Raw genomic sequence first — 22,347 nt, forward strand, 5'->3', positions numbered from 1 at the left:
CGCACATCAGTTGCCAACCGCTCTTACAATTCTTATTTGTTTTTCATCCGGCACTTCCTGATAAGACAGGACTCGCAGCGACGGAATGGTGTTCTTCACAAACTTCGCCAGTGTGGAACGCAGTACCCCTGAAGTCAGCAGGACGGCCGGTTCACCTTGCAGTTCCTGATGCTGGGTTGCTTCTGACAGACTTTGTTGCAATCTTTCTGCCAGCCCCGGTTCAATACCGGTTGATTCACCACCTGACGCTTGCATAGTTTTATGCAATATCTGTTCCAGTTCAGGAACCAAAGTAATAACCGGTAATTCTGGCTCTACCCCATTGATTTCCTGAACAATCAGACGTCGCAGTGAAATTCGGACTGCCGCCGTCAAAATGTCGGGATCTTGACTCTTCGGCGCATACTCAGAGAGTGTCTGTATAATAGTCCGTACATCGCGGATAGGAATCGCTTCATTGAGAAGGTTCTGCATAACCTTGACCACGGCACCGAGGGTGATTTGATCAGGGATAAGACCCTCCACCAATCGAGGTGACTGCTTAGCCAGCATATCAATAAGGTTCTGCGCTTCTTCGTGGCCCAGCAGGCGTTCAGCGTTGTTGGTCAGCATCTGGCTCAAGTGGGTTGCCAGAACGGTCGCGGAATCAACCACCGTGTAGCCAAGTGCCTGGGCATGTTCGCGCTGTGATTTTTCAATCCATACCGCTTCCAGTCCAAATGCCGGGTCAACGGTACCTTCCCCATCAACCGGGCCAAACACCTGACCCGGGTTAATCGCCAGTTCTTTGTCAGGGCGGATATCCGCCTCACCGACCGCAACGCCCATCAGAGTAATGCGATAGCTGTTCGGTGGCAGTTCCAGGTTGTCACGGATGTGGACAGGAGGGATAAGGAAACCGAAGTCTTGCGACAGCTTCTTACGCACGCCTTTCACGCGGTCAAGCAACTCACCACCTTGGTCACGGTCAACCATAGGGATCAGGCGATAACCCACTTCCAGACCAATCACATCAACAGGCTGCACGTCGTCCCAAGACAGCTCTTTCGGCTTCGGCGGTGCCACTTCTTTTGTCGGTGCAGCTTCGGCTTCTTTCTTGGCTTTAGCCTGCTCTTTGGTTTTCCAATAAGCGAAGCCACCGCAAACCAGCGCTAGCGTCAAAAATGGAATGTGTGGCATACCCGGAACAATACCCATCACGGTCAAGATACCCGTCGCGATAATAAGTGCGCGTGGGTTGTCCACGAGTTGGAATACCAGCTGTTGACCCATGTCTTCGTCAGTGTTCTGACGGGTCACCATGATGGCGGCGCCAATCGACAGCAAGAGTGAAGGGATTTGAGCAACCAGACCATCACCGATGGTCAGAAGGGTGTAGATTTCAATCGCGTCAGAGAAACTGACGTCATGCTGAATCATACCGATGGAGAGACCACCGATAATGTTAATCGCCAGGATCAGAATACCGGCGATGGCATCTCCTTTAACGAATTTTGACGCACCGTCCATCGAACCGTAGAAGTCAGCTTCTTTGGTGACTTCCTGACGACGGGTACGTGCCTGATCCTGATTAATCAGGCCAGCATTCAAATCCGCATCGATAGCCATTTGCTTACCCGGCAAGGCGTCGAGGGTGAAGCGCGCGCTCACCTCGGAGATACGGCCCGCACCTTTGGTCACAACCATGAAGTTGATGATCATCAGGATAAGGAACACCACCAGACCGACGGCGTAGTTACCACCAATCACCACCGAACCAAACGCATCAATCACCTGACCGGCTGCGCCTGGGCCTTCATGCCCATGAAGCAGCACCACACGGGTGGAAGCCACGTTCAATGCCAGTCGCATCAGGGTCGCTATCAGCAACACTGTCGGAAATGCGGCGAAATCGAGCGGTCTACGGGTGTAAACGGTAACCAACAGCACGACCAGAGAAAGGGCAATGTTAAAAGAGAACATCAGGTCGAGCAGCAATGGCGGCATAGGCAGCACCACCATCGCAAGGGTTGAGAGTACGAGGAGCGGCGCACCAATCGCTGGGAATGCATTCCCTCGCTTGAATGGGTTTTTGTCCTGTACCTTGTCGTAGAACGGCAAAGAAAGCTTCATGTGTCGTTTTAGGTTCTTCTGGGCTTAATCACTGAAGACCTCAGAAGCAAAAAACGAACCAGTTTTACACTGCCTATTTATCAATAAGTTATTGGCAAATAAAAAGCGCAGTATCACATCAGCGACGTAAATCCGGCGGTATTGGCAGTTGTTGATCCGCCAGCGGGTTTGGCCTTCGTCCACGACCTTTCTTGTACTGTTTAAGCTGGAACACGTAAGCAAGCAGCTGGGCGACAGCCGTAAACAAGCCATCCGGGATCTGCTGTTCCAACTCGGTACTGTAATACACTGCACGGGCGAGCGGTGGTGCTGGCACGATCGTGATGTCATGCTCAGCGGCTATTTCCCTGATTTTAAGTGCCAGGAAGTCCGAACCTTTGGCGACTACCACTGGCGCTTTATCGATTTTACTGTCGTAACGAAGCGCTACCGAGTAGTGCTCCGGGTTGGTGATAACGACGTCTGCAGATGGGACTTCTGCCATCATACGACGCTGCGCCATTTCGCGCTGGAGCATCCGGATCCGCCCCTTAACTTCAGGCTTACCCTCGGTTTCTTTGTATTCGTCTTTGATTTCCTGCTTGGTCATCTTGAGCTGTTCATTGTGCTGCCAGATTTGGAACGGCACATCGATCGCCACCACCACCAGCAATGAGCAGCAAATCAGCAGCACGAAATTCATCAGAATCTCAAGCGCGTGATAGAGGTTGGTCGGAAAGGTTTCGATGTTCAGTTGGTAGAAATCATCGAGACTCACCCACATCAGGTAGAAAGCCACACCTGACACCAGCGCCACTTTCAAAATGGATTTGATAAGCTCGACCCAGCTCTGCTTGCCGAACATCCGCTTAATACCCTGTAGCGGGCTCATTTTGGACAGCTTGGGTCTGGCGGCTTCCCAAGAGAAAGAAACCCCGCCAAGCGCGGAAGCACCTATCAAACCGGCGATAAACAGCATCAGCAGTACAAAGGTGATCGGCCAAATGATGTGAAATATGGCGCCATAAGAAATCAGCCCCAGCGAGGTGACATCAAAAATCTCCTCACGTGTGAGCGTAAAAAGCTTTCGCATCATCTCCATCAAGGCTTTGCCAAGACTCTCGCCAAACCACATCAATGCCACTGCGCCGACTACGAGCACGGCGACTGATGCCAGTTCTCTTGAGCGCGGTACCTGACCTTTCTCCCGCGCCTGCTGTCGCCTTCGGGGCGTCGCGTCTTCTGTGCGTTCCTGACCGTCGTTCTCTGCCATCAGGCACCTCCCTCGATATAACACTCGAGACGGATAAGATCACAGATGGTCTTGAGCCCTGTGTCCCAGTGATTGAGGTAATGCGGCAAAATGCCATTGAGCAGGTACATACAGATCAACAAGCCCACCAACAAGGCAAACGAAAAACCGAGTGAGAAGATGTTCAACTGAGGCGCGGCACGGGTCATGACACCGAACGAGAGATTGACCGTCAGCAAAGCGATAATGCCCGCCAATGCCATACCAAGCGCAACACTGAACATGATGCCAAACCAACTCGCCAGTGCGCGGTAATCTGCAACACCCAGCATTTCACCCACAGGCAGGGTTTTGAAACTCATCACCACCAGATTTAGCATCTGAAGATGCCCGTCAGTGGAAAGGAAAATCATGGTGGCAACGAAGAGATAGAACTGACCCAGCAAAGGGGTGTTCTGCCCATTGGCCGGGTCGACCATAGAGGCAAAACCCAGACTCGATTGCATACCGATGATTTGACCGAGCAATACGAAGGTTTGAATCACAAACTGGGTCACCGTCCCCATCGCAATGCCAATCAGGATTTGTTGCGCCAATACCACAAAGCCACCGAAAGAAACTAACTGGATAGTTTCAGGCACTTGAGGTAGCGCAGGCATTACTGCAAAGGTGATAGCCAGAGACAGATATAAACGGATGCGAACCGGCACAAAACGGGCACCGAAAAACGTCATCGTCATCATCATTGATGAGATGCGCGCAAACGGCCAGAAGTAGTGTGCCAGCCAAGTAAGAATGATATCTGCCGGGTATTCCATGCCTGATGCTCAGTCAGTAAAGCAGCTGAGGTATTTCTTCAATCAAGCGGAAGAAATACTCCATCAGCATGCGCGTCATCCAATGGCCGAAGAACATCAGCGCCACCAGCGTCGCGATCAAACGCGGCAGGAAACTCAAGGTCTGTTCGTTAATCGAGGTTGCGGCCTGAAAAATCGCCACCAGCAAACCAACGATCAGACCGGGAATGATAATAGCGCAAACCATGACCAGGATGAGATACAGTGCATCCTGGAACAGTTCGACAAAAGCTTCTGGTCCCATGACTCACTCCTACCCGAAACTGCCTGCGAGGGTCGACAGGATAAGGTTCCAACCGTCCACCAGCACAAACAACATCAGCTTAAATGGCAAAGATACAATCATTGGCGAGAGCATCATCATACCCATCGCCATCAGTACCGAGGCCACCACCAGGTCGATAATCAAAAACGGCAGGAAAAGCATAAAGCCTATCTGGAACGCCGTTTTCAGCTCTGAGGTAATAAACGCTGGGATAAGCACCGTCATCGGCACCTCTTCCGCTTCAGTCACCTGTGAGCCGGACATATTCACAAAGGTTTCGAGGTCTTTTACGCGCGTCTGTTGCAACATGAACTCACGGAGAGGCACCTGCACACGGTCAAACGCTTCGCGCGAGGTGATTTCTTCATTGAGATAAGGCTGCACCGCAGTCACGTTCATACGGTCAATCACCGGTGACATGATGAAGAAGGTCAGGAACATGGCGATACCGATAATGACCTGATTGGATGGTGTCTGCTGCAAGCCCATGGCTTGACGCAAAATCGCCATCACCACCACGATACGGGTGAAAGAGGTCATCAGGATAACAATCGCTGGCAGGAAGCCGAGCGCTGTCATCAACGCCAGGATCTGCAGGGTGACCGAATAATCCTCGCTGCCATCCGGGTTGACGGTCATGGTCAGCGCAGGAATACCGCCACCGTTGCGCGCCTGAATCATCGACGCTTCGCCAGCATCATTGATCAGGGTTTCAGTAATGGTTTCTGACGCTGGCGCTGGCTCTTCTTCAGCCAGTGCAAACGGAGTGACAAAAAAGCAGCAAAGCGCCAGAAAAATGGCAGTGACGGATTTAAGACGCATCATTTTTCTTAAGAATCTGGTTGAATTGGGAAGAGAAAGATTTGGTGGACTCCGCTTCAGTGATCGGATTTTCCAGTGATTTAATCAGCGTGATTTGCTGAGGTGTGACACCCACGAGCACTTGCTCACCGTTCACATCCAATACCACGACACGCTCTTTCTGGCCTAACGGCAGTTGGCTCACCACCTTCAGCCCAGATTTCGCGCCCATCAGCGAGGGAACCTGCATGCGTTTGAGCGCCCAGGCCAAGCCGAAGATCACGCCAATCACCAGTACCAACGCACCGAGCGTCGTTGCCAGATCCTGGCCATCAGGCGCGGCGGCGTAAGCGCCAGGGGCAAACGTCAATCCAATTACAGCTCGTCGCAGAAATACCATGAACTCTCTTTCTCAGCCTGTTTTTTTCGGGTAATACACCCTTTAAGCAAAATCCAGGCCTAAAAAAACGCCCACCGCAAAGCGGCAGGCGTCTTCCATTCAACAAGCGAAGGGGTTGTCGTTAACGCAGCTTTTTAATTCGTTCTGTTTGGCTGATAACGTCAGTGAGTCGGATACCGAACTTGTCGTTCACCACCACGACTTCGCCATGGGCAATCAGGGTTCCGTTAACCAGCACATCCAGTGACTCACCGGCCAGACGGTCTAACTCGACCACCGAGCCTTGGTTCAGCTGAAGCAGGTTACGAATGTTGATGTTGGTGCGTCCCACTTCCATCGAAATGGTCACCGGAATATCAAGAATCGCGTCCAGCTTTCGGGCTTCATCCGCATTGATGGGTGGTGTTTCATCAACCAACTCATCTAAAGGGGCAGTTTGTACATCATCACCGCCTTCCACTTCCGCCTGTTCGGCAAGCGCTGCAGCCCAATCGTCTTCTACATCACTCATGATTATCTACCAACGTATTAATTAATCTTCAGAATTTTGTCCATCGGTGCCCAAGTCTTCAAGCAACTCGATCGGATCGTCTTCTAACAAGGTCACTGAACTCTTCATCACTTCCGGTCGTTTGAGTTTGTCAGTGATCTTAATCGCCAGATTGTCGTTTGACTGGCCCATCTTGCCCCGGAAGGTCGGCAAGTCTTCAATATAAATCGTGCAGGCATCCGGCATTTTCACCGGAATCACATCACCGGCTTCCAACTCCATCAAATCACGGAGCGACAGTTGGGTTTCCAGCAGCTTAGCCGTCAGCCCCACTTCCACATCCATCACTTCATCTTGCAGCGCTTTCGACCAGCGCTTATCGGTATCCATCTTGTCACTCTGGATACCTGCGTCGAGCAATTCGCGGATAGGCTCGACCATGGAATAAGGCATGACAACGTGGAAATCACCGCCACCACCATCAAGTTCGATGTGGAATGAGCTCACAACAATCACTTCTGTCGGGCTCACAATGTTCGCCATTGCCGGGTTCACTTCTGAGTCGAGATATTCAAACTCGACCTTCATCACCGGTGCCCATGCGTCTTGTAGTCTTCAAATATCAGCTTGAGCAGCATTTGAATGACACGACGCTCGGTTGGGGTAAATTCTCGCCCTTCGATACGTGCGTGGAATCGACCGTCACCACCAAAGAAGTTTTCTACCAGAATGAACACCAGGCGCGCTTCCATGGTGACCAACGCGGTCCCTTTCAGCGGACGGAAGCGAACCATGTTCAAACTGGTTGGGACAAACAGGGTGTTTTGGTATTCACCAAACTTCACCATTTGTACCCCGTTAATTGACACTTCAGCCGTTTTGCGCAGCATGTTAAACAAGCTGATACGCATATGACGCGCAAATCGCTCGTTTATCAGCTCCAGGGTGGGCATGCGCCCACGGACGATTCGGTCTTGAGAGGAGAAGTCAAAATTCGAGGCCGAGGCGATATCGCCGCCACCGCCGCCGGAATCCTGTTCCTCTTCTTCAACGTCGTCTACACCATGAAGAAGCGCATCAATTTCGTCTTGACTGAGGAGATCGGTCACATTGCACCTATTGCATTACAAAGCCAGTAAATAACACCCGCTCAACCACTGTTTTGCCGGTGACTTTTTCCATTGCAGCCTGCACGGTATCGACAGCCTGCTTGCGGACTTCCACCTGTCCTTGCGGCGTGCGCAGTTGCTCAACGGTTGCCGCCCCGAACGTTGTCAGAAGGCTGTGCTCAACCAAAGGCAAATTCTGCTTCGCCAATGTTTCGTTCTGGTCGCCACGCACCAACAGCTGAACTTTAACTTGTACCAACCGTTGTTGCATGTCGCCGGTTACGTTAAACACAAAAGGCTGCGGTAACGTAACGTAAATCGCTTGAAGGTTCACTGGTTCAGGTTCTTCAATCACAATGTCTTCCTGTGGCGCGCTATCACCGCCCATCAGGAAAAAGAAAGCACCTGCACCACCACCGAGTAACAACACTGCCGCCACGATGATAATGATCAGTTTCTTTTTACCGCCACCACCGCCGCCAGCTTCAATATCTTCATCTGCCATGATTCACCTCAGTTTCGGGTTAATTCGATTTCCAGTTTCAAAACAAGCGCAGCAAGAATGCTACATTAAGCATAATAGTCAACACGATCTTTTGATGTATTGACATAGAGCTCAGTGTTTACCACAGAGTGATCTGCGTCCTGTTCATTTCCCCAGCCAAATCGAGATGAGTCACCTTGTCCACTCTGCCCGCCCTGACCTTCACCCTGTTGGGCTTGGTTACCTGCAAATTGCTGTCTGCCGCCTGCATCCTGATGTTGAACAGAGGACTGGGACAATTGCAGGCCTTGCTGCTGCATCATTTCACGAAGACGCGGCATGGACTGTTCCACCAAATCCCTTGCGGTCTGATTCGCCACCGTAAACTGCACCGAAGCCTGATCGTTGTTCACCGACAGTTTGATTTGCAGTCTGCCCAGTTCAGGTGGGTCGAGACGAATATCCACATGCTTGAGGTTTTTCGACATCATCATGTTGACGCGTTCAGACAAGGCATTCGCCGCTTCTGTCTGGTTTTGGCTCATTTGTAACGGTGTTTGTGCCGCTGCGGCATCCAGTTTTGCTGCTGTGGTGCCCGCTTGCTGACCAAAACTTGATGCCAGTTGCTGAGCAAGGTGATCTGCTTTGGCTTCACCCGGGCGCGCGGTTTCCGTCAACTGTTGGGCGGCTGTCGCTTCAAGAACGGCTTGGCTGGCTGCAGGCTGTGGTTGGTTAGCACCATTTTGCATCCCTGCCGGCGTCCATGGGATTGCGGCAAACGCTGACATTGGGGTAGTTTGCTGAGCTTGAGGGTTCACCGCTGCTTGCACCGCAGAGGCGGCTTGACTCATGTTTGCCTGAGCAGTCGGCGTTAACCCTTTCGCCTGCAATTCTGCCGCGAGTGCTTTCTCTGGCTCACCACTCATGGTCGATGCTGCCGCCATTTGGGCTCGCATCATCATGTCCTGTTGCGCTTTTGTCCCCGCCCACTCCGGTGACTGACTGGCTTTCGCCATCATTTCCGGTGTGATTTCCACGTCACCGTTCGCAGCTGCCATTGAAGCTGCCTGGGCCAGTACCGGCGCTGCGGCAGTCGGTGAATCGGGTTGTGTGATTTCTTGTGCTGTCGATGCGCGAAGGGCATCTACTGCGGCAACCAGCTCTGCGTCGCTCAGAGGTTTGGCATCAGCCTCTAGACTACTTTTGGCGGGTGAAACGTTCAGTGAATCTGCTTCTACCCTGGCAACCAGTTGTTGAATGACAACCTTTTCTTCATCGGTGAGCATATTGACGGGCTTGGAAAGCAAAGCATCCACTTCGGCTTCAACGGCTTTATCAAATGCTGGCTTGGCGCTATCCATCTGTTCTTCAGCATCAAGTTTAGAAGCACCCTTTGCCAATGCTGCCTTTGGCGCTTCAACCTGCATTGCCAACGCGGCTTTTACTTCTTCAAGCAGAACTTCGGTGTTGGCTTTCTGTGGCGGCAAGCTTTTGCCATCAGCCATCACAGGTTCAACCTGCGCGGCTTTGAATTCTGATGATGTATCGGTTTTGGCTTGGAGTGCCTGATTGGACTCATTAAGGCGCTGCAACAGGACTTCGCCATCTTGCTTGGCGACCTGTTGGCGTGTCACAACAGCCTCTTCACCATTTTCCTCAGAAGCCGTGGCTTTCAGCACTTGCGCTTCAGCTTCTCCGTTTGCCACAGACTTTGTGGCGACTTCTTCGCCCTCAGCGTCAAAATTCGCTTCATCCAGCGCCAACTTTTCGGCATCTTCACCGTCGCCACTGGCAAGTGCTTTCGTCAAAGCGGCATTAATCGCCTCTTCACTGGCGGCATCACCCTCGGCAGAAACAGCTTTTTCACCAACAGCCACGTCGGCTTCACCATCACCAGAAACCAGCTGCGTCAGTTGTGCAAAGAAACCTTCTCCTTCACTTTCAGACACTTCTGGAGACATGACAGCTTTGCCCTCCCCAACAGGGGCTTTGCTGCTTGATACACCGGAAAGTAAGAAACTGGTTTGGCTCATAATTATCCCGCTTCAGATTCTTTATCGTTTGACGCCGGCAACCTTGCCCGGCAACGTGTTACAAAGGTAAAAGCAATTATCAGGCCAGCTTAGAATTTCGTGGCATTTTGACGGGTATAAATAAGGGTGGCGAACTCGTCCATCTGTTTTTGCTCCAGACGTTCAGCCCGCATTTTTGCTTCGTTCTGGCGTTTTTCAACCAGCCATTCTAGGGACTTGGTTTTCTGTCGACATTGCTGCCAGTGCTCTCGGCACTGCTCGACATTGTCTTCGAAATCCATTGCCGCCTGGCGTTGTTTTGCCAGTGTTTCATCCAGTTGGACGATAAAACGGTTCAGGTGACCATAGCTGCTGGCGCTTAAGCCTGCCTGTCCACGCTCGGACATTTGGCGGAAGTAATCCAGACGGTAACGCTCAATCTGCTCTACCTGAAGGTAGTAATTTTGAAGTTCTTGCTGGGCAGCTACCAAAGCCAGCTGAGCCTGTTGTTCCTGCTCTTTGGCTTGGTCGATCAGAAGGTTCATCGCGGCTTCAGACATGGCTCACCTACTGAAGCGTTGAACGCAGCATGTTGACGCACATGTCGTAAGGCACCACATCTTTCATCCCCTGTTGCAGATACATGTCCAAACGGGGTTTGAGGGTGAACGCCTGATCGATACCCTGATCGGTGCCGGGTTTATACGCGCCAATCGACACCAAATCCTGATTTTTACGACACACGGAAAGCACTTGCCGCACAGCACGCGCCATCAGCATATGTTCGTCATCAACAATATTTGGCATCACACGACTGACTGAACGTTCGACATCGATCGCCGGATAATGCCCAGCGTCTGCCATTTCACGAGACAGCACAATGTGACCATCAAGAATCGCACGAGCTGCATCTGCGATAGGATCCTGCAGGTCATCACCTTCGGTTAATACCGTAAAGAATGCCGTGATAGAGCCCTGCCCTTCATTGCCATTACCTGCACGTTCTACCAGTGCAGGGAGTTTCGCAAATACCGAAGGCGGGTAACCTTTGGTGGCAGGCGGTTCGCCAACAGACAACGCAATCTCGCGCTGCGCCTGAGCGAATCGGGTCAGTGAGTCCATTAGAAGCAGGACATCCAAACCCTGGTCACGGAAAAACTCGGCAATGGTGAGTGCCGTCTGACAGCCCTTTAAACGCATCAAAGGTGACGCATCGGCAGGGGCCGCAATCACCACTGAGCGCTCACGGCCTTCTTTGCCAAGGATTTCATCAATGAATTCTTTCACCTCACGGCCACGCTCACCAATCAACCCCACCACAACTACCTGTGCAGTCGTGCCTCGGGTCATCATGCCGAGCGTCACCGATTTACCGACACCTGAGCCAGCAAACAGACCAATACGCTGACCTTTACCTACGGTTAACAGGCCATTGATGGCTTTAATGCCGACATCCAGCGGTGTATCAATAGGCTTTCTTGCCAGTGGGTTGATAGCCGCAGGCGTAAAAGGCGCCGTTTGTCCGGTAAAGATATCCCCCAGTCCATCCAGCGGATTGCCCACGCCGTCAATGACGCGGCCAAGGAGTTCAAGACCAACCGGAATACCCTGTTCGCCAACCATCGGGGTGACGCGCGCGCCCGGTAATACACCGGAGATTTGCTCGCTTGGCATCAGATATAGGGTTTCGCCAGAAAAGCCCACAACTTCGGCTTCAATGGTGCCGTTCAGGGTTTCGACTTTGCACAGGCTGCCAACCGGGGCGCGGCAACCGATGGCTTCTAATGTCAGGCCAACCACACGCACCAGCTTGCCTGAGGCTACCGGACGTGTGGAAAGATTATCGGTTTTCAGCGCGGCGAGGCGCTCAGACAGGCTGACCATCGTCTTCTCCTGCCTGAACGTCTGCATCAGGAATTTCTTCGATGGCAGGTTCCACGTCTTGTGCTGGTTCTGGTTCACCGGCAGAAGCGAGCACGTCTTCATCCTGTGGTTCAGACAAAGATTCCTCTGGCTGTTCAGGCATCTCACCTGTCACCACTTTGTCTGCACCTTGAAGAACGTCAGCACCCAAGCCATCAGCAGGTGCTTCTGGCTCTTTCGCCATATTCTGGCCAGCAAATCGGGTTAGCATTTCACGGATGCGATCTTCCATGCGGTAGTCCACAACAGAGTCGCCACAGGCTACCTGAATATCCCCACGGTTAATCGAGGGTTCTGCAATCAAACGCCATTCGCGGTCGCGAAGGGATTCAACACTGTGCGCAGTCGTCACTACATCCAAATCTTCCGGATGGAGATAAATGGTAATTTGACGCCCACTCATCGGCAGCGCATTGACAGCCTCACGCAAGGTGTTAAGGATCACCTGGGGATTGGTTTGCACTTCGGTTTGAATCACGGCTTTAGCTAAGTGCAGCACCAGTTCAACCATCTGGTTTTGTACCTGATGATCAACCTGTAACAAAGGGAACGCGAGTTTGGAGAGAATGGCATCAAGTTGGTGACAGCGGTTTTCAATTAACTGCTGACCTTCTTCCATGCCTTGCTGATACCCTTCTTCCTTACCTGCATCAAAGCCTTCTGTTTTGCCTTCTTCAAAGCCAGCTTCTTTGCCTTCGGTAAAGCCCGCTTCACGCCCTTCCGCCATACCTTCTTCAACAGCAGATTGGCGGATTTGCTCAAGCGCATCAGCAGTCAGCATAGAAAGATCGAGTTCAGGCTCCTGGTCATCTTCTTCCCGTTCGGCAGGTTCCCAACCCGGATCGTAGTTCATTGCGGTATCGCGCGGAGGCGCATTCGCTGGGTCGTAGTTAGGGATGTCCCAACGCTCCAGAACGTCTTCTGTTTGCTCGCTTGCGCGAATGTATCCGCGACGACGTTCTAAACTCATGCTGTTACCTTATAAAACGCTGTGTTCAAGCTTGGTTGATTGGACAAAAAATACGGAATTACAGGAATTCGTCCGCACCGCCGCTCGCCAGCATGATTTCGCCAGCATCGGCCAGTTTGCGTGCCACAGACAGAATTTCTTTCTGCGCCGCTTCCACATCTGCCACGCGAATTGGACCCATGGCTTCGAGATCGTCCTGCAGCATCTCTGCAGCACGTTTCGACATATTGCCCAAAATCTTGTCGCGGAGCCCTTCTTCTGCACCCTTGAGTGCTTTGAGCAGTGCTTCCTGAGGAACGTCTTTGAGGATAGCCTGAATACCGCGGTCGTCCACGTCTGCCAGGTTGTCGAAGACGAACATGAGATCCTGAATTTGCGATGCCATTTCTTCGTCGTTCTGGCCAATTTGCTCCATCAGCGCAGACTCGAGCGCGTTGTCCATGTAGTTCATGATATCGGCAGCCGCTTTCAGGCCACCAATCTTCGCGGCCTGTGCACCTGCTTGACCCGCGAACTGTTTCTCCATGATTTCATTCAGCTCATGCAGTGCCGCAGGCTGAACCTCTTCAAGGTTAGCAATACGCATCACTAAGTCGAGGGCGTCACGTTCGGCGAACTGAGAAAGAATGACCGCTGACTGCTCCGGCTCCAGGTAAGAAAGTACGATGGTCTGGATTTGCGGGTGTTCGTTGATGATGATGGAAGCCACCTGACGAGGATCCATCCACTTGAGTGAATCGAGGCCTTTTGAGCCACTGCCAAGCACAATCTGATCGACCAGGTTGTTGGCTTTGTCCTCACCCAATGCTGCAACAAGTGCATTACGAACGAAGTCTTCACTGCCCATGCCAATCGCCGTGTAGCCTTGAATGTCTTCAAGGAAGGCGCGATGGACAGCATTCACTTTATCCTGATTAAGATCAGCCAACTGGGTCATGGCGCTACCCACCTTCTGAACCTGTTTTGGTTCAAGGTGGCGGATAATGCTGGCTGCGTCCTGCTCAGTGAGACTGAGAAGGAGAATAGAGGCCTTTTCTATGCCTGATAGCTGCGACACATCAAAGGTGTTCGCAGGTAAGTCTTTATCGTCTTTAGCCATCGTTGCTTACCCAGCTTTTCACTACCTGAGCTGCCAAATCAGGTTCATTGGCAACCAGTGCCCGAACTGCTTTCAGCAGGTCTTCATCTTTATGGAGGTCTGGCAGGTTCAGGTTCGAAGAACTCATGCCAAAGTTGTTAGAGCCATCAAGCTCCGCACCAATCAGGCCAATATCGTCGTCTGGGCTTAGAGGCAAGCCATCTGGCCCCAGCATCTCGCCGTTTGGTCCCAGTAAGCTGTCGTCGTCTTTCGCTGGGTTAATCAGTTTAGACATCGCTGGGCGAATCAACACCAATACCACCACGATGATAACCAGAGAGGCCGCCAGCCAACGCACCCAGTCGTTGAAGTTCTGGTGTTCCCAAATTGGCACATCACCCAAGGCCACTTCTTCCGGCGTCACAAACGGTACGGAAATCACTTCTAAAATATCACCGCGGTTTTCCGCGTAACCCACACCACCGACAAGCAGGCGGCGGATTTTTTCCAGCTCCGCGTCTCCAACAGGCGTACGGGTAATTTCACCGGTTTCCGGATTAGTAGAAGCGATGTAATCCACAGCCACTGACACAGTTTGACGGGCAATGGTGCCTGTCTGACCACGGCGGTGACTGATGGTGGTATCCAATTCAAAGTTTCGGGTGGCTTCGCGACTGAGTGAACCTTTGTCGCCGACGCCGCCGTTTTTCAGATCCTGCACGTCTTGCGGAATCGCTGAGTCAGCCGGTGGCTGGTTACTCAGCGCGCCCGGAATACCGGCAACATAGTCGGTATTGTTGTAGTTCTCACGGGTGTATTCGCTTCGGGTCGAGGACGTAGCCGGGTCGAAACGCTTACGGGTTTCTTCAATGGAGCTGAAATCCATAGTGACATCGACCTGAGAGGTGTAATTACCCAGGCCCAGAACCGGGATCAGAATCGCGTCAATTTTTTCTCTAAGCGCCTGTTCTTGCTTGCGCTCCAACTCATATTCTTTGCGGCGTTGAGAAGCCATTGGATCCTGACTGCCTGAACTTAGCAAACGGCCATGTTGGTCAGTCACGGTGACTCGGGAAGGTTTCAGGCTTGGTACGGCAGACGCCACCATATCAACAATCGAGTCCACTTCTTCCTGACCCAGCTGAGTGGTGCCGCGCACGGTAAGGAACACGGTTGCGGAAGCTTCTTGGTTGTGGCGAACGAACACGCTTTGTTTCGGCATGGCCAGCAGCACTCGGGCTTTGCTGACTGCACGGATTTTCTCAATCGCAGCAGCAAGCTGACGTTCGCGGCTCAGTTTAAGACGCTCACGTTCAAGTTGCTGAGAAACACCAAAACCCATGTCCTGCATCAGAATATCGTCACCGGCTTCGGTGGCAGAGTTCAGACCGGCACGGCTGAGGTTGAGTTTGATGGTCGAGTAATCTTTCGCAGGCACACGAATGGTGTTGCCTTCTAGCTTGTAATCGATTTTTTGCTGGTCAAGATGGTCAAGAACCGGGATCAACTCTTCCGTTTCGTAGGTGCCCAATGGGCGCATTTCTGGTTCTTGAACCCACAGGAAAAGCAGCACAACAAGAGAAATACAAATAGCGACGGCTGCAACGAGGATCAGTTGGCGTGCAATATCAATCCCGCCCAGTGGACCGGTTGGGGTGACATTTCGCTCCATCATGTCCGGATCGGCAAGCGACGATCCGCCATCGGTGGTGGCAGGTAATGCTGCTGCACCATCGTTTAGAGCGAGTTGTGTGTTGTCGTTGTCTTCCGCCACAGGTTACGTCCTACGTTAAACAGGCATGTTCATCAGTTCTTTGTACGCTTCGACCAGCTTGTTGCGGGTCTGCACCGTTGCTTCGAAAGCAACGCTGGACTTGTTACGCGCAATCATCACATCTGAAAGGCTGACGCTGCGGTCGCCTTGGTCAAAACGTGTCGCCAACTCACTGGAAGTCTTTTGAATGCCATTCACGGAATTGATGGCGCCAGACAAAAGTTCACCAAAGTCCTGAGAGACTTGTTGACCAGTCGCAGCACGTGACGTGTTCTGCGCTTCCAATGCCATGGTCTGCATTTCATGCTGCATCGGGTTAATTTTCATAGGTCGTCCTCGCTGTCAAAACTTTGGCAATTCCCGTCAGTTCGGGCTTTTTGGGCTTTCTGATTACTATTTATGCAATTATTAAGCCAGTTATTATAACGTAGTCACTCATCAAAAAGCACCGATTCACTGAGGAATGTCGATCCCCGCATCACGCATTTTGGCGAGTTTGTAACGCAAGGTTCTTGGACTGATGCCTAAACGCTCAGCTACATCTTTCCGGCGACCTTCACAGGCACGAATCGTATCCAGAATGATGGCGAACTCCTGATCGCGAAGTTCACTCCCCAGGCTGTCAGAAGATGCAGTAACAGGTTCGGGATGGTAAGACTCAACGCGATTTGGCATGGCCTGTGGTTGAATGGTCGGTGACACAGCTTCACTGCCAGCAACCAGATTCTGCAAGCTACCAGCGTCTTGCCAGTCAACGCCTTCCAGAAGGATGTCGACAGCTTCAATCACTCCCTGATTGCAAAGGATCAAAGCGCGTTGCATCACGTTGTCCAGTTCACGCACATTCCCCGGCCAGCGATACTGTGTCAGTTTTTCGGCAGCACCTTGGGTCAGTTGCGGAACCGCTTGTCCCAGCTTGCAGCAATGGCGTTTCAAAAGGTGTTCGGCAAGCGGAATAATATCTCCAGTACGCTCACACAGCGGCAACCAGGAGATTGGGAAAACATTCAGACGGTAGTAAAGATCTTCTCGGAAATTTCCTTCTTCCACGTACTGACGAAGATCGCGGTTACTGGTTGCGAGCACGCGCACATCCAACTTAATGCTCTTGCGGCTGCCCAGACGCTCGACTTCGCGCTCCTGAAGCACGCGCAGCAACTTGGCTTGCAGCGCCAAGTCCATTTCACTGATTTCATCCAGCAAGATGGTGCCGCCCTGAGCCTGCTCAAATTTGCCCGGGCACGCCTGAACCGCTCCGGTAAAAGCACCTTTCTCGTAACCAAACAGGGTCGCTTCCAGCATGTTTTCTGGAATCGCCGCACAGTTGATGGCGACAAAAGCCCCTTCAGAACGCAAAGACTGACGGTGTATATGGCGCGCCATGACTTCTTTACCTGAACCGCTTGGGCCAAGGATCATCACGTTGGCATCGGTCTTCGCTACACGGTCAGCCAATGCAATCAGTGCCTGACTTTTCGGGTCAGCGACCACAGCATCACTCGTGTCAGCCTTAACCGGTGCATAACGGCTCACCATGTTCAGCAGTACTTCGGGCGCAAACGGTTTGGCCATGTAATCAATCGCACCTTCTTTCATGGCGGCGACTGCATCCTGAATATTCGCGTACGCCGTCATCAGCAGCACTGGCAGGTTGGGGTAGTTCAGCTTGAGGTTTCTAAGCAAACCCAATCCGTCCATCCCTGCCATCTGAACATCAGAGACTACGATGTCGACAGTTTCATTTTTCAGCATTAACAGAGCCTGTTCGGCGCTGTCTGCTTCAAGCCACTGGTAACCTGCAAGTGCAAGGGTATCCACCAAGGCTTCACGCAAGCCTTCATCATCTTCAACGATAAGTACTTTGCTCTGATTCATTGTGCTTCTCCTGATACCTCTTCCTGCGTGGTATCGCAGTTGTCTGCCAGCGGTAGGCAGAGCGTAAAACAGGCACCCTGGCCCGGTTGAGATTGAAGAGTCAGCCTGCCTTTATGGGCATGACAGACCATTTGAACAACAGCGAGACCAAGGCCAGTGCCTTGCTGTCTCGTTGTGAAAAAGGGTTCGAGAATTTTGCTTTGAAGTTCCGGCTCGATACCGGGACCATTGTCGGCAACCGACAAGAAGAGTTGTCCCTGTATTTCGCGGGCATCGACAACCACTTTGCTGCCTTTACCCGCCACCTGAATGGCGTTAACCACCAGATTCGACAGGGCGCTGGCCAGCGCATTCATATTGCCGAGCAGCTGGTGGGATTCATCATCACAGTTGATTTCAAAGTCGACTTGCTGACTGCTCACCAGGGCTTCGACCATAGGCTCAAATTCATTCAGCAGGTGCTCGAGGGTAAAAGTGTTCACGACTTTGTTGTCGCCACCTTTGGCAAACAACAGCATGTCGTTCACCTGCTTTTCGAGATCGTGAAGCCTGTCCACCAGCTTCATCTGGAAGCGTTTACGGGTAGGCTCATTAAGGTTTGGCGCACCAAGGTTTGCCGCATAGAGCAAGGCACTGGAAAGCGGTGTACGCACCTGATGCGCCAGCGAGGCAACCATCTTACCCAGCGAGGACAGGCGCTGGAGATCGCTGACACGCGATTGCAAAAGGCGGGTTTCCGTCATATCGGTGATCATAATGAGCTGGCCGGAATCAGAGGCGGAAATACTAAGCTTCACTTTGCGTCCGTCACGCAGCGAAACTTCATGACCGTCATCTTCACGGGGCGAGAACGCACGGTTAATCACATCAACCCAACGTTCTTGGGTTAACGGCGTGCCGAGCAGACGAAATGCTTCTGGGTTGGCCTCCGCCACACGACCGAACGGGTCCAGCAATATCACGCCTGCTGGCATGACATCTAACACTTGTTTGTATCGTAGAACCTGCTGATCAACGGTTCCCAAAGGAGAATGATTCGCTTCCATGATGCTCGACTATTTAGCTCTCTTTTTCTGACGCTAAGTAGCTCTAAGCAGGGAATGTGCCAATTATTAAATCATTAAAAATCAGTAGATTAAGAGGAATACAAACAAAAAAGCGAAGTCAAAAAAATGACTTCGCTTTCACGGTTAACCTTTTTAATGAAAGGTGTTTACAATCAGGTCACGTCTTCTTTGTTGAGGCCATACTTACGCATCTTCTCAACCAGCGTGGTACGTCGCATACCCAGCATGTCGGCTGCACGGGCAACGATACCCATTTGCGCTTCGAGTGCCTGACGAATCATTTCCACTTCAAGGTCCGCCAGCATGGCTTTCAGATCAACACCTTCCGGTGGTAGCCCTGCTGCAGAAGGACTCGCAAAGCCCGGCATTTCTTCTTCCGGCTCGTCCATCGCAAACACCGCATGCAGTGCGTCACGCTCCAGATCTTCCTCGGCTTCCAAACCACCCAAGGTTTCTGGCTGGAACTCCGGAATATCGCTGTAGCGATACTTCTTCGGCAGTCGGTTTACATCCACCATCTGACCTGGGTACAGAATCACCATGCGCTCGATGAGGTTAGCGAGTTCACGGACGTTGCCCGGCCACTCGTGCTCCATCAAAGAACTGATCGCACGTGGCGTCAGGTGAACCTGATTGGCTCCTTCTGCTTCCAAACGCGCCATGAGTTCTTGAATCAAAAGTGGAATGTCTTCAATACGTTCGCGTAGCGCTGGCATTTCGATCGGGAACACGTTCAGGCGATAGAAAAGGTCTTCACGGAACGAGCCCTCTTCAATCATGGTATCGAGGTTGCGGTGTGTCGCCGCGACAACGCGCACATTCACCTGAATGGTCTTATTGCCGCCAACTCGCTCGAAACAACGTTCTTGAAGTACACGCAGCAGCTTAACCTGCATTGGCTGCGGCATATCACCAATTTCATCCAGGAACAGCGTGCCACCTTCTGCCAGCTCAAAACGGCCTTTACGCGCAGAAATCGCGCCGGTAAAAGCACCTTTCTCGTGACCGAACAGCTCACTTTCTAACAGTTCCGGTGGTATTGCACCGCAGTTCACTGGCACAAATGGCCCTTTCCCGCGTTGCGAATGGTAATGGATGTTACGTGCGACAACTTCTTTACCGGTGCCGGATTCACCCAGAATCAGTACGCTGGCATCGGTACCTGCAACTTGCTCAATAAGATGACGAACATCAGCGATCGCTTCACTGCGACCGACCATGCTTCTGAATAGCGTATTTTTTCGGCTAAGTTGAGGAATATTGAATGCGCGCTTGCCGGAAAACTCCTGACAATGTCGGAGTGCATCAGCAAGTTGGGGATAATTTAGTGGCAGCTCAAGCTCACCGACGAAGTTTGGCAGTCCAGACAATTCCGCTTTGTGTTTTGCAAGCGCAATAATAGGAATGTGATTATTAATCGCCAAACTATCCAGCACTTGGGATAAGCGCTGCGGTGAGTGGATGTTACCCAGAAAACAAGCACCCTCGGCCTGCTTCCAGTGCGAATCATTTAGCTCAGTGGTTGAACATAGCAGGTATTGCTCACCAATAAACTCCAAGATAACGCCTAAATCGTGACGAAATTTTTCATCATCCTCGATAACAAGAATCTTCGTTAAACCTTGCATGTGTGAGATATATCTGCCCTAAAACCATCTAAGTCATCGGCGCGACGGATGTCACCAATAACAGAATAATCCAGCTATTGTAATTATTGCTTGGTATAAGGCAACTAGAGACACAATAAAGCTGTGACTCCAGTGCCAAGACAGATTAGATTGTAGTGAATCTGACGCGTTTTTATGCGTCTGCAGAGGTGATATTGTGATACTCAGCCGGTATTTGATCCCACGCCGATTTAATTTCGCGCAAAATATCGACAACTTCATCGATCGGCGCTTCCAGGTTGTCTCGGTTAGCCTCTGAGATTTGGCGGATCATGTAGTCATAAAGCGCATCCAGGTTAGAAGCAATCTCCCCACCCTCTTCCATCGACAAACAAGTACGCAAGCTGATGATAATATCCAGCGCCTTACCCAGACGTTCACCTTTCACTGCAATGTCGCCTTGCAGCATCGCTGCTTTGCCCTGAACCAAACGTTCAATAGCACCTGCCATCAGCATTTGAATCACTTTATGTGGTGATGCCGCACTCAACTGGCTGTCTACTGAAACCTTTTTGTAGGCCTGAAGTGACCCTCTCATAACATTCCTCACCTACTCGAACTTTTTGTAAATTTGCACTGACTGACGCCCTTTCTTAAAACGACTGGCATGGGCTGCAGCACTATCACGTTGTACTTTTATAAGGCTAAATAACTGCTCAGTTCTGGCAATGGCCTGTGACCAAGCGGCTTGTTCCGGCTTCTCCGGCAACATCGTGATTTCTGCCAGACATTGTTTTCGAATATTCAATAACCGTGCCATCTCATTGGAGTCAACAGGGTCTGAATTCAGTACTGCCAGAAGCTGTTCATCAATCTCTGACAGTTGGGATAGCAAAGCGTGCATCGTTATCTCGCTTACATCGACGGCATGATATTCATCATGGCCGACAGTTGAGATTGCATCTCTGCCATCGCGTTATCCATGGCGGAAAACTGCTTTAACGTGCGGTTTTCCAAATCTTCCATTCGGCGATCCAATGTTTGCTGCTCATCTTGCAAGCGCATACGTTGATCGCCCAAGCTGGATTCGCGGTTGCGAATAGCACCGCCAACACCAGTAAAGTTCTGTACGGTTTCTTCCACCTTGCGGGCGAACCCCTGATTACCACCGAAGAAACCTTCCAATGCCCCGAAGTTACGCGTCAATTGTTTGTCCAGCAGGTTGTAGTTGATTTCCAACCGGCCATCCATCGTGGTGGAGATACCCAGCTCGCTCAATGTTTTGAGCGAATCAGGCGCACCTTCAATGGGCGTAGAAAACAAAGAGCGCATCTGGTTAACCGCGGAGCGAATCACACTGTCACCCACCAAAGGGCCGCCCTGTTGGGTTTCAGGGTCGTACTTCGACAACGCTTTTGTCACTTGGTAGAACGCGTTGTAGGCGTCCACAAACTCTTCCAGTGACCCTTTCACCGTGTCCCTGTCTTCGTCCACAGTGACAATCACAGGGCCATCTGACGGTGAAGTCAGCTGGGACACATCGATGTTGACGCCGCGAATGGCATCAGAAAACGTATTGGTGTCGCTGGACACAGATGCCAGGCCATCAATCAGAATTCGGGCATCCAACGCCGCCTGCATCTCATTCATTGAGTTGCTCGGGCTCGCGGGGTCATAAGCCAGTGCTTGCAGCGGTGACGTCACCGGTGCGTTGACACTGACGGAAATTTGGTTATCGACTCCGGTTTTATCACCACCAAGGATCAATCGTGCACCGCTGTCATCATTGATAACGGACGCTTTGATACCAGGATTATTCGCACTGCCGTTGATGGTGCGGACGATATCGAGCAAGGAGCTACTGTTTTCGTCGATATCAATGGTGGTGGTTCGGCCGCCCAGACTCAGCGTGATTTGCCCTGCGCCAAAATCAGCTTTGGCATCTAAACCGTCAGAGACGAGTTTATGAGACTGTGCGAGTTGCTGAACGTCGATGGAGTAAACGCCGGTAACGGCTTGGTGGTCGGCGGATGCGGAGACAGCTTCTTCGTTGCTTGAAACTGTACTCCGCGCCGCGAAGGTATTGTTACGGCGAAAGTCATACATCAAGTCTTTCATCGTATCGAGGGAGGTCTTGAGTCTACCGTAGGCGCTGATGTTAGTTTCAACATCGTTCAGGCCTTTAACGATTCGCTCTTGTTTAGGCGCACGCTCAGCTTCAACAATTTTGCTGACCATGGAGTTGATGTCCATGCCACTGCCAAGGCCCGTTGCGCTTAAACCCATTTTTCA

General features: G+C 51.6%; 21 protein-coding genes and 1 pseudogene. All 22 read right to left on the minus strand.

What is annotated here, in order from left to right:
• Positions 1–6: 6 nt before the first annotated feature.
• Positions 7–2,112: a flagellar biosynthesis protein FlhA gene (gene flhA, locus G5S52_RS12975; RefSeq protein WP_165014129.1), complete on the minus strand. Its 2,106-nt coding sequence runs from the start codon at positions 2,110–2,112 to the stop codon at positions 7–9.
• Positions 2,113–2,230: 118 nt separating this feature from the next.
• Positions 2,231–3,364, minus strand: a complete 1,134-nt coding sequence (flhB, locus tag G5S52_RS12980; protein WP_165014131.1) for a flagellar biosynthesis protein FlhB — start codon at positions 3,362–3,364, stop codon at positions 2,231–2,233.
• A complete protein-coding gene (gene fliR, locus G5S52_RS12985; RefSeq protein ID WP_165014133.1) occupies positions 3,364–4,161 on the minus strand; it encodes a flagellar biosynthetic protein FliR in 798 nt (265 codons plus the stop codon). Before fliR ends, flhB begins: the two co-directional genes overlap by 1 nt.
• Positions 4,162–4,174: 13 nt before the next feature.
• Positions 4,175–4,444 carry a flagellar biosynthesis protein FliQ gene (gene fliQ, locus G5S52_RS12990; RefSeq protein WP_062662983.1) on the minus strand — a complete coding sequence of 90 codons (270 nt, stop codon included), beginning with the start codon at positions 4,442–4,444 and terminating at the stop codon, positions 4,175–4,177.
• A 9-nt stretch (positions 4,445–4,453) separates the two neighbouring features.
• Entirely contained in the window at positions 4,454–5,287 is an 834-nt protein-coding gene (gene fliP / locus G5S52_RS12995; RefSeq protein ID WP_046302924.1) for a flagellar type III secretion system pore protein FliP, read from the minus strand.
• Positions 5,277–5,666: a flagellar biosynthetic protein FliO gene (gene fliO, locus G5S52_RS13000; protein WP_046302923.1), complete on the minus strand. Its 390-nt coding sequence runs from the start codon at positions 5,664–5,666 to the stop codon at positions 5,277–5,279. The genes fliP and fliO overlap by 11 nt, the downstream gene beginning before the upstream one ends.
• Positions 5,667–5,787: 121 nt before the next feature.
• A complete protein-coding gene (gene fliN, locus G5S52_RS13005; RefSeq protein ID WP_005506661.1) occupies positions 5,788–6,177 on the minus strand; it encodes a flagellar motor switch protein FliN in 390 nt (129 codons plus the stop codon).
• Between the two features lie 21 nt (positions 6,178–6,198).
• Positions 6,199–7,265, minus strand: a pseudogene (fliM, locus tag G5S52_RS13010) (flagellar motor switch protein FliM).
• Positions 7,266–7,272: 7 nt separating this feature from the next.
• Positions 7,273–7,770 (minus strand): flagellar basal body-associated protein FliL, encoded by a 498-nt coding sequence (fliL, locus tag G5S52_RS13015; RefSeq protein ID WP_165014135.1) that lies wholly within the window; start codon positions 7,768–7,770, stop codon positions 7,273–7,275.
• A 65-nt stretch (positions 7,771–7,835) separates the two neighbouring features.
• Positions 7,836–9,782, minus strand: a complete 1,947-nt coding sequence (locus tag G5S52_RS13020; RefSeq protein WP_165014137.1) for a flagellar hook-length control protein FliK — start codon at positions 9,780–9,782, stop codon at positions 7,836–7,838.
• 89 nt (positions 9,783–9,871) lie between these two features.
• A complete protein-coding gene (gene fliJ / locus G5S52_RS13025) occupies positions 9,872–10,321 on the minus strand; it encodes a flagellar export protein FliJ (protein WP_165014139.1) in 450 nt (149 codons plus the stop codon).
• Positions 10,322–10,328: 7 nt separating this feature from the next.
• Positions 10,329–11,645, minus strand: coding sequence for a flagellar protein export ATPase FliI (fliI, locus tag G5S52_RS13030; protein ID WP_002537870.1), 1,317 nt, complete (start codon positions 11,643–11,645; stop codon positions 10,329–10,331).
• Positions 11,629–12,654, minus strand: a complete 1,026-nt coding sequence (gene fliH / locus G5S52_RS13035; protein ID WP_165014141.1) for a flagellar assembly protein FliH — start codon at positions 12,652–12,654, stop codon at positions 11,629–11,631. Before fliH ends, fliI begins: the two co-directional genes overlap by 17 nt.
• Before the next feature lie 58 nt (positions 12,655–12,712).
• Entirely contained in the window at positions 12,713–13,753 is a 1,041-nt protein-coding gene (gene fliG, locus G5S52_RS13040; RefSeq protein WP_002537872.1) for a flagellar motor switch protein FliG, read from the minus strand.
• Positions 13,746–15,506 carry a flagellar basal-body MS-ring/collar protein FliF gene (gene fliF / locus G5S52_RS13045; RefSeq protein ID WP_165014143.1) on the minus strand — a complete coding sequence of 587 codons (1,761 nt, stop codon included), beginning with the start codon at positions 15,504–15,506 and terminating at the stop codon, positions 13,746–13,748. The genes fliG and fliF overlap by 8 nt, the downstream gene beginning before the upstream one ends.
• A 15-nt stretch (positions 15,507–15,521) precedes the next feature.
• A complete protein-coding gene (gene fliE / locus G5S52_RS13050) occupies positions 15,522–15,833 on the minus strand; it encodes a flagellar hook-basal body complex protein FliE (protein ID WP_002537874.1) in 312 nt (103 codons plus the stop codon).
• A 126-nt stretch (positions 15,834–15,959) separates the two neighbouring features.
• Complete coding sequence (locus G5S52_RS13055; RefSeq protein ID WP_165014145.1) at positions 15,960–17,381, minus strand: sigma-54-dependent transcriptional regulator; 1,422 nt, start codon at positions 17,379–17,381, stop codon at positions 15,960–15,962.
• A complete protein-coding gene (locus G5S52_RS13060) occupies positions 17,378–18,427 on the minus strand; it encodes a sensor histidine kinase (RefSeq protein ID WP_165014147.1) in 1,050 nt (349 codons plus the stop codon). Before G5S52_RS13060 ends, G5S52_RS13055 begins: the two co-directional genes overlap by 4 nt.
• Positions 18,428–18,600: 173 nt before the next feature.
• Positions 18,601–20,076 (minus strand): sigma-54 dependent transcriptional regulator, encoded by a 1,476-nt coding sequence (locus G5S52_RS13065; protein WP_002537877.1) that lies wholly within the window; start codon positions 20,074–20,076, stop codon positions 18,601–18,603.
• A 172-nt stretch (positions 20,077–20,248) separates the two neighbouring features.
• Entirely contained in the window at positions 20,249–20,653 is a 405-nt protein-coding gene (fliS, locus tag G5S52_RS13070; RefSeq protein ID WP_002537878.1) for a flagellar export chaperone FliS, read from the minus strand.
• A 12-nt stretch (positions 20,654–20,665) separates the two neighbouring features.
• Positions 20,666–20,959, minus strand: coding sequence for a hypothetical protein (locus tag G5S52_RS13075; protein ID WP_002537880.1), 294 nt, complete (start codon positions 20,957–20,959; stop codon positions 20,666–20,668).
• 11 nt (positions 20,960–20,970) lie between these two features.
• Complete coding sequence (fliD, locus tag G5S52_RS13080; RefSeq protein ID WP_165014149.1) at positions 20,971–22,341, minus strand: flagellar filament capping protein FliD; 1,371 nt, start codon at positions 22,339–22,341, stop codon at positions 20,971–20,973.
• Between the last annotated feature and the right edge of the window lie 6 nt (positions 22,342–22,347).

It is taken from the genome of Grimontia sedimenti (genome assembly GCF_011045095.1).
GTDB classification, from domain to species: Bacteria; Pseudomonadota; Gammaproteobacteria; order Enterobacterales; family Vibrionaceae; genus Enterovibrio; species Enterovibrio sedimenti.